Raw genomic sequence first — 6421 nt, forward strand, 5'->3', positions numbered from 1 at the left:
AGCAGGGGCAGGCGCGCGGCCCAGCCATCGAACTCTACCAGGTGGGCGTGCGGCTCGGGACCGGGCGGGTGAGCAGCCAGTGGTTTTGCCGCTTCACGTTTGCCAGCGACTCGGCGCGCCGGCCGCCGCCGGTGCTGCTGGAGGTCACGTTTCGCGACACGACGGCGCGGGCGGTGCTAGGCTTCGGGCTGCGGCGTCAGCGTTAGCCGGGCAGGGAGATTTTGCCCAGGCTCAGGCCGTTGCCCGCCAGCGCTTCATTGGCTAGCACCGCGAAAAGCACGGCTTCTTTGGCATCGGGCGGCACGCCGGCCTCGGCGGTGCTGCGCAGGCGGGTGGCCGGCAGGTGGCGGGCCAGGGCGGCCAGCAGCGTGGCGTTGTGGGCGCCGCCACCGCTCACCAGCGCGTCGGCGGCGGGCGCAGGGCCCAGGTAGTGCCGCACGCCCTGCGCCACGGCCCCGGCGCTCAGCTCGATAAGCGTGGCCAGCAGGTCGGATACCGATAAATTTTTTGTGCCCGTACAGCGCTGGTTTTCAGCCAGATAATTCGGTGAAAAAAGCTCCGGCCCAGTGGTTTTGGGGAAGGGCTCGCTGAAAAACGAATGGCTGCGCAAGGCCGCCAGCAGCCCGGCGTGCGGCTGGCCCCGCGCGGCCAGGCGGCCGCCTTCGTCGTAGGCTTGGCCGGGGTAGCGCTGGCGCACCACGGCGTCGAGCAGCGTGTTGCCGGGGCCGGTGTCGGTGGCCTGGGCGGGGCCGCCGTCGGCGGGCAAGAGCGTGAAGTTGGCGATGCCGCCCAAGTGAGCAGCAGGCGATTAACTCCTGGCTGGCGGAATAATAATTTGTCGGCAAACGGGGCCAGCGGCGCGCCCTCGAAGCCGGCGGCCACGTGCTTTTGCCGAAAATCGGAGAGCGTGATAATGCCCGTGCCCACGGCCAGGTGGTCGCCGTCGCCGATTTGCAGCGTGGCGTGGTGCGGAAAGTCGGCCCGGCCGTGCTGGTGGCGCGGCGCGTGCCAGATGGTCTGCCCGTGGCTGGCCAACACATCGACCTCGGCCGGCCCTACCCCCACCCGGCCAGGCAAGCCAGCACCGTGGCCGCGTGGCGGCGCGCCACCTCCGCATTGAGCAGCACCACCTCTTCCAGGTCAACCCGCGGCTGACTAACGGCCCGCAGCCGCGCCTGAAACGCCGCCTCATACGGCACCGTAACAAACTGTTCCATCGTTACTTGCAGCGCAGCGTCGTGGCCGGTGCAGCGGCACAGCGCCACGTCGAGGCCATCGAGCGAGGTGCCCGACATGAGGCCGATGATGCGGCGACTGGGCTGCTGTGCCACGGCCAGCAGGCGGCTTAGGTGCGGGTTCATGGAGTTAATTGGGAAGGAGAAATTATACTCGTTGAGCAAGTTGATTAAAAAAGAACGTCATTCCTCGACAAGCTCGGAATGACGTTCTTTTTTCGCAGCATACTCCGAAAACAATATGATTCCTCATTCTTCCTTCTTCGCCCCCAATTTTGGGTTGTCGCGGTGGCGGGTGGCGTCGCGCTGGGTTTTCTTGGCCAGGTTGCGGGCCAGCGCGTCAGTGAGGTTCACGCCGGTTTGGTTGGCCAGGCAAATGACCACGAACAACACATCGGCCAACTCGTCGCCCAACTCCCTACCCGGTCCGAGTCCTTGAACGACTGCTCACCGTATTGCCGGGCGATGAGGCGCGCCACCTCGCCCACCTCTTCGGTGAGAATGGCCAGGTTGGTTAGCTCGCTGAAATAGCGCACGCCGGTGGTGGTTATCCACTCATCGACAGTGGCTTGGGCTTGTTCAATTGTCATAAAAATCAGCTGCTTACCAAGCCCGCCTGTTCAATGGCAACCAGCTTACTGATTGGCACTAAACGACTATGGACTGTAAGTCCATAGGTTTGAAAGCGAATGGAATTCGGCGGTTTCGGCTAAAGCCGGCTGAAAGAAGCCACTGAAAGTGGGCCGCTCTAGAATGAAATTCTGCTGGCGAAACGCTAGCGTCAGTCGTTGGGCAAAGAGCAATAACTAACTGACAATCAAAAATTGACCGTTCTTGCATAAGCAAGGCCGGCGAAAGGGAGTAGCAACTAAAGTCTTGCCCTAAAGGGCATAGCTTTAACTAGCGTGCTTGAAAAGTAAACTTAGGGCCTGCTCCCAGTGCGGCGCTAAAAAATGGTGAAGCTGCCGCAAGCTACAACTGCCGCTTCGCAGCCAAAGAACCCGCGGTGGGGGCTCCTGCTGGCGTATGAGCTGCGCGAAATCCTTATCCTTCGTGATGATAGTTAGGTTGTGGTCAGCCGCATATTTCCGGATTGATACATTTGGCCAGCGCTCGTTCAGGTCGCGCTGATGTAAAAACTCCTCACCCCGCCAATAAGCAAATCGGTAAGGCAGATTAATATCAACTAGAAATCGCACCATGCACTACGCGGCCTGTTGCGCAAACTGCTGCTGAATAATCTGCTGCGCAAATTCCAGGCACGCTGGAATGTCAGCCGGCTCCAGCGTCGGGAAGGATTCCAGAATATCGGCCAGCGTGTCACCGGCCGCCAGGTAGCCTAACACGGTATCAACTTGCAAGCGGGTACCCCGAACGGTAGGCTTGCCAAAACACCGTTCCGGGTCCACGGTGATGCGCTCGGTGAGGTAGGTAGTCATGCTGCAAAGTACGCAGAAATCAGGCGGGTGAATCCAGCACAATCGTCACCGGGCCATCGTTGAGGAGGCGCACCTGCATGTCGGCCCCGAAGATGCCGGTGGGCACCGGCTGGCCCAGCTCCCGCGCCGTGAGGGCCACGAAGCGCTCGTAGAGCGGCGCGGCCACGGCGGGCGGCGCGGCCCCGCTGTAGCTGGGGCGGTTGCCCTTGCGCGCATCGGCCAGCAGCGTAAACTGGCTCACTACCAGCACCTGGCCGCCCACGTCGCGCACGCTACGGTTCATCTGGCCGTGGTCGTCGTTGAAGATGCGCAGGCCGACGAGCTTGCGGGCCATCCAGGCCAGGGCGGCCTCGTCGTCGGTGGGCGCGCAGCCGACCAGCACCAGCAGGCCGGGGCCAATCTGGCCGGTAATGGTGTCCTCCACGGTGACGGAGGCTTCGCGGACGCGCTGAATTACGAGACGCATTTTTCAGTGATTAAAGATTAATGTCGTCTGTCATTGCGAGCGCAACGAAGTGGAGCGCGGCAATCTTTCCTTCACATTGAATTTACTAACCAGATGTGAAGGAAAGATTGCCGCGCTCCACTTCGTTGCGCTCGCAATGACAGACGACATTAATCTTTAATCACTGAAAAATGCGTCTCGTAATTCAGCGCGTCCGCGAAGCCTCCGTCACCGTGGAGGACACCATTACCGGCCAGATTGGCCCCGGCCTGCTGGTGCTGGTCGGCTGCGCGCCCACCGACGACGAGGCCGCCCTGGCCTGGATGGCCCGCAAGCTCGTCGGCCTGCGCATCTTCAACGACGACCACGGCCAGATGAACCGTAGCGTGCGCGACGTGGGCGGCCAGGTGCTGGTAGTGAGCCAGTTTACGCTGCTGGCCGATGCGCGCAAGGGCAACCGCCCCAGCTACAGCGGGGCCGCGCCGCCCGCCGTGGCCGCGCCGCTCTACGAGCGCTTCGTGGCCCTCACGGCGCGGGAGCTGGGCCAGCCGGTGCCCACCGGCATCTTCGGGGCCGACATGCAGGTGCGCCTCCTCAACGATGGCCCGGTGACGATTGTGCTGGATTCACCCGCCTGATTTCTGCGTACTTTGCAGCATGACTACCTACCTCACCGAGCGCATCACCGTGGACCCGGAACGGTGTTTTGGCAAGCCTACCGTTCGGGGTACCCGCTTGCAAGTTGATACCGTGTTAGGCTACCTGGCGGCCGGTGACACGCTGGCCGATATTCTGGAATCCTTCCCGACGCTGGAGCCGGCTGACATTCCAGCGTGCCTGGAATTTGCGCAGCAGATTATTCAGCAGCAGTTTGCGCAACAGGCCGCGTAGTGCATGGTGCGATTTCTAGTTGATATTAATCTGCCTTACCGATTTGCTTATTGGCGGGGTGAGGAGTTTTTACATCAGCGCGACCTGAACGAGCGCTGGCCAAATGTATCAATCCGGAAATATGCGGCTGACCACAACCTAACTATCATCACGAAGGATAAGGATTTCGCGCAGCTCATACGCCAGCAGGAGCCCCCACCGCGGGTTCTTTGGCTGCGAAGCGGCAGTTGTAGCTTGCGGCAGCTTCACCATTTTTTAGCGCCGCACTGGGAGCAGGCCCTAAGTTTACTTTTCAAGCACGCTAGTTAAAGCTATGCCCTTTAGGGCAAGACTTTAGTTGCTACTCCCTTTCGCCGGCCTTGCTTATGCAAGAACGGTCAATTTTTGATTGTCAGTTAGTTATTGCTCTTTGCCCAACGACTGACGCTAGCGTTTCGCCAGCAGAATTTCATTCTAGAGCGGCCCACTTTCAGTGGCTTCTTTCAGCCGGCTTTAGCCGAAACCGCCGAATTCCATTCGCTTTCAAACCTATGGACTTACAGTCCATAGTCGTTTAGTGCCAATCAGTAAGCTGGTTGCCATTGAACAGGCGGGCTTGGTAAGCAGCTGATTTTTATGACAATTGAACAAGCCCAAGCCACTGTCGATGAGTGGATAACCACCACCGGCGTGCGCTATTTCAGCGAGCTAACCAACCTGGCCATTCTCACCGAAGAGGTGGGCGAGGTGGCGCGCCTCATCGCCCGGCAATACGGTGAGCAGTCGTTCAAGGACTCGGACCGGGGTAGGGAGTTGGGCGACGAGTTGGCCGATGTGTTGTTCGTGGTCATTTGCCTGGCCAACCAAACCGGCGTGAACCTCACTGACGCGCTGGCCCGCAACCTGGCCAAGAAAACCCAGCGCGACGCCACCCGCCACCGCGACAACCCAAAATTGGGGGCGAAGAAGGAAGAATGAGGAATCATATTGTTTTCGGAGTATGCTGCGAAAAAAGAACGTCATTCCGAGCTTGTCGAGGAATGACGTTCTTTTTTAATCAACTTGCTCAACGAGTATAATTTCTCCTTCCCAATTAACTCCATGAACCCGCACCTAAGCCGCCTGCTGGCCGTGGCACAGCAGCCCAGTCGCCGCATCATCGGCCTCATGTCGGGCACCTCGCTCGATGGCCTCGACGTGGCGCTGTGCCGCTGCACCGGCCACGACGCTGCGCTGCAAGTAACGATGGAACAGTTTGTTACGGTGCCGTATGAGGCGGCGTTTCAGGCGCGGCTGCGGGCCGTTAGTCAGCCGCGGGTTGACCTGGAAGAGGTGGTGCTGCTCAATGCGGAGGTGGCGCGCCGCCACGCGGCCACGGTGCTGGCTTGCCTGGCCGGGTGGGGGGTAGGGCCGGCCGAGGTCGATGTGTTGGCCAGCCACGGGCAGACCATCTGGCACGCGCCGCGCCACCAGCACGGCCGGGCCGACTTTCCGCACCACGCCACGCTGCAAATCGGCGACGGCGACCACCTGGCCGTGGGCACGGGCATTATCACGCTCTCCGATTTTCGGCAAAAGCACGTGGCCGCCGGCTTCGAGGGCGCGCCGCTGGCCCCGTTTGCCGACAAATTATTATTCCGCCAGCCAGGAGTTAATCGCCTGCTGCTCAACTTGGGCGGCATCGCCAACTTCACGCTCTTGCCCGCCGACGGCGGCCCCGCCCAGGCCACCGACACCGGCCCCGGCAACACGCTGCTCGACGCCGTGGTGCGCCAGCGCTACCCCGGCCAAGCCTACGACGAAGGCGGCCGCCTGGCCGCGCGGGGCCAGCCGCACGCCGGGCTGCTGGCGGCCTTGCGCAGCCATTCGTTTTTCAGCGAGCCCTTCCCCAAAACCACTGGGCCGGAGCTTTTTTCACCGAATTATCTGGCTGAAAACCAGCGCTGTACGGGCACAAAAAATTTATCGGTATCCGACCTGCTGGCCACGCTTATCGAGCTGAGCGCCGGGGCCGTGGCGCAGGGCGTGCGGCACTACCTGGGCCCTGCGCCCGCCGCCGACGCGCTGGTGAGCGGTGGCGGCGCCCACAACGCCACGCTGCTGGCCGCCCTGGCCCGCCACCTGCCGGCCACCCGCCTGCGCAGCACCGCCGAGGCCGGCGTGCCGCCCGATGCCAAAGAAGCCGTGCTTTTCGCGGTGCTAGCCAATGAAGCGCTGGCGGGCAACGGCCTGAGCCTGGGCAAAATCTCCCTGCCCGGCTAACGCTGACGCCGCAGCCCGAAGCCTAGCACCGCCCGCGCCGTCGTGTCGCGAAACGTGACCTCCAGCAGCACCGGCGGCGGCCGGCGCGCCGAGTCGCTGGCAAACGTGAAGCGGCAAAACCACTGGCTGCTCACCCGCCCGGTCCCGAGCCGCACGCCCACCTGGTAGAG

Annotated in this window: 8 protein-coding genes and 2 pseudogenes; 5 read left to right on the plus strand and 5 right to left on the minus strand. The window is 62.0% G+C overall.

The genetic code is table 11. From position 1 onward, the window contains the following. Window positions 1-202 precede the first annotated feature (202 nt). The 5 genes and pseudogenes from A0257_23290 to A0257_23310 all read right to left on the minus strand — a co-directional run bounded on the left by A0257_23290 (window position 203) and on the right by A0257_23310 (window position 3140). Window positions 203-1361: pseudogene (locus A0257_23290) on the minus strand (anhydro-N-acetylmuramic acid kinase). Between the two features lie 123 nt (window positions 1362-1484). Next, window positions 1485-1825 (minus strand): annotated as a pseudogene (locus tag A0257_23295) (pyrophosphatase). Window positions 1826-2131: 306 nt separating this feature from the next. Next, window positions 2132-2437 carry a hypothetical protein gene (locus A0257_23300; GenBank protein AMR25619.1) on the minus strand — a complete coding sequence of 102 codons (306 nt, stop codon included), beginning with the start codon at window positions 2435-2437 and terminating at the stop codon, window positions 2132-2134. A 3-nt stretch (window positions 2438-2440) separates the two neighbouring features. Beyond that, entirely contained in the window at window positions 2441-2674 is a 234-nt protein-coding gene (locus tag A0257_23305; protein ID AMR25620.1) for a hypothetical protein, read from the minus strand. A gap of 19 nt (window positions 2675-2693) precedes the next feature. After that, window positions 2694-3140 carry a D-tyrosyl-tRNA(Tyr) deacylase gene (locus tag A0257_23310; protein AMR25621.1) on the minus strand — a complete coding sequence of 149 codons (447 nt, stop codon included), beginning with the start codon at window positions 3138-3140 and terminating at the stop codon, window positions 2694-2696. Window positions 3141-3310: 170 nt separating this feature from the next. Here A0257_23310 and A0257_23315 point away from each other — a divergent pair, with 170 nt between their 5' ends. From A0257_23315 to A0257_23335, 5 genes are all read left to right on the plus strand, one after another. Further along, window positions 3311-3757, plus strand: coding sequence for a D-tyrosyl-tRNA(Tyr) deacylase (locus A0257_23315; GenBank protein ID AMR25622.1), 447 nt, complete (start codon window positions 3311-3313; stop codon window positions 3755-3757). Between the two features lie 19 nt (window positions 3758-3776). After that, on the plus strand, window positions 3777-4010 hold the full coding sequence (locus A0257_23320) for a hypothetical protein (GenBank protein ID AMR25623.1): 234 nt from the start codon (window positions 3777-3779) through the stop codon (window positions 4008-4010). A 3-nt stretch (window positions 4011-4013) separates the two neighbouring features. Next, complete coding sequence (locus A0257_23325) at window positions 4014-4319, plus strand: hypothetical protein (protein AMR25624.1); 306 nt, start codon at window positions 4014-4016, stop codon at window positions 4317-4319. 306 nt (window positions 4320-4625) lie between these two features. After that, window positions 4626-4967 (plus strand): pyrophosphatase, encoded by a 342-nt coding sequence (locus tag A0257_23330; GenBank protein ID AMR25625.1) that lies wholly within the window; start codon window positions 4626-4628, stop codon window positions 4965-4967. 123 nt (window positions 4968-5090) lie between these two features. Beyond that, a complete protein-coding gene (locus tag A0257_23335) occupies window positions 5091-6251 on the plus strand; it encodes an anhydro-N-acetylmuramic acid kinase (protein AMR25626.1) in 1161 nt (386 codons plus the stop codon). Window positions 6252-6421: the final 170 nt, after the last annotated feature.

It is taken from the genome of Hymenobacter psoromatis (genome assembly GCA_001596155.1).
Taxonomy (GTDB): domain Bacteria; phylum Bacteroidota; class Bacteroidia; order Cytophagales; family Hymenobacteraceae; genus Hymenobacter.